The following is a 1,678-nucleotide window of genomic DNA, read 5'->3' as shown; positions in this document are numbered from 1 at the left end:
GACCTGGCCGGGGACAGCGACCTGATCAAGGCGATCGAGGCCATGGTGCCCGGTCGAGGGTGACCGTCTTCACCCTCGGTGGCCGAGGCGGTCCAGGTGCTCGCGCAGGGCGGCGGCGATGTCGGCCGCGGCCTCGATCTGCGCCGGCGTCAGCGCGTCGACGAACAGTTCCCGGACCGCTCGCAGGTGCGGCGCCGTGGCCTCCCGGAAGGCCGTCCACCCCGCCGGCGCCAGGATGATCTCCGCGCCGCGGCTGTCGGCCGCCGCCTTCTCCCGGCGGATCAGTTGCCGGCGTTCCATCCGGCCGAGGTGGTGCGACAGCCGGCTGCGTTCCCAGCCGACCTGGGCGGCCAGCTCTGACGATCGCATCCGGCCGTGCTCGGCCTCGCTCAGGGCCAGCAGTACGGCGTAATCACCCGGCGACAGCCCGGTGTCGCTCTGCAGCCGCCCGGCCAGCACCGTACGCAGCGCCTCGGTGGTTTCGATGAAGTCCCGCCACGCGCGCAGCTCGGCGCGGTCGGGCAGTTGACGGGTGCGCGGCATAACTGGGCGCCCTTCTGTGTTTGACGTGTCAATCATACTGACTGACGTGTCAATTACTGGAGGACAGCACCATGAGTGAGCTCGTGCTCGGTCTCGACACCTTCGGCGACGTGCCGGTGGACGACGCCGGCGTACCCGTCTCCCACGCCGTCGCGATCCGGCAGGTCATCGACGAGGCCGTGCTGGCCGACCAGCTCGGCGTCGACGTCATCGCGCTCGGCGAGCACCACCGGCCCGAGTACTCGATCTCCACCCCGGAGACCGTGCTGGCCGGGATCGCCGCGCGCACCTCGCGGATCAAGCTGGCCTCGGGCGTCACCGTGCTCAGCTCCGACGACCCGGTCCGGGTGTTCCAGCGCTTCGCGACCGTGGACGCCATCTCGCAGGGCCGGGCCCAGGCCATCCTCGGCCGCGGGTCGTTCACCGAGTCGTTCCCGCTGTTCGGCTACGACCTCAGCGACTACGACGTGCTGTTCGAGGAGAAGCTCGAGCTCTTCGTCAAGCTGCTCGACGAGGAGCCGGTGACCTGGAGCGGCACCACCCGGGCGGCGCTGGAGAACGCCGACGTGTTCCCCAAGACGGAGTCCGGCCGGCTCGACACCTGGGTCGGCGTGGGTGGCTCTCCGCAGTCGGTGGTCCGGACCGCGCGGCACGGCCTGCCGCTCATGCTGGCCATCATCGGTGGCAACCCGGCCCGCTTCGCGCCCTACCTCGACCTCTACCGCCGGGCCACCGAGCAGCTGGGCACGCTCGCGCACCCGGTCGGGATGCACTCCCCCGGGTTCGTGGCGGACACCGACGAGCAGGCCAAGGAGCTGTTCTACCCGGCGTACAAGGTCATCCGGGACCGGATCGGCGCCCTGCGCGGCTGGCCGCCGCTGCGCCGCGCGGAGTTCGACGACGAGGTCGCGCACGGCTCGCTGTACATCGGCTCGCCGGAGACGGTGGCCCGCAAGATCGCCGGCGCGGTCCGGACGCTCGGTGTGGGCCGCTTCGACCTGATCTACACCGCGGGCGCCCAGCCGATCAGCGCCCGTACGCGCGCCGTCGAGCTGTTCGGCGCGAAGGTGGCTCCCATGGTCCGCGAGATTCTGGAGGAGGTCTGGGCCGGCGTGCCGTCGAAGGACTCCACGAA

General features: G+C 71.2%; 2 protein-coding genes. One reads left to right on the top strand and one right to left on the bottom strand.

Annotated elements, in window-relative coordinates; translation table 11 throughout:
* Positions 1–69 precede the first annotated feature (69 nt).
* Positions 70–543, bottom strand: coding sequence for a MarR family transcriptional regulator (locus tag AB0C29_RS47150; RefSeq protein ID WP_360834743.1), 474 nt, complete (start codon positions 541–543; stop codon positions 70–72).
* Between the two features lie 71 nt (positions 544–614).
* Between AB0C29_RS47150 and AB0C29_RS47145 the strand changes: the two genes are divergently transcribed.
* The coding region (locus AB0C29_RS47145) for an LLM class flavin-dependent oxidoreductase (RefSeq protein ID WP_360834742.1) at positions 615–1,678 on the top strand (1,064 nt) is incomplete at its 3' end.

The organism is Actinoplanes sp. NPDC048791, from assembly GCF_040650095.1.
Classification (GTDB): Bacteria; Actinomycetota; Actinomycetes; order Mycobacteriales; family Micromonosporaceae; genus Actinoplanes.
Note: the sequence above shows the minus strand (reverse complement) of the source record. Positions and strands in the feature narration are given on the sequence as shown.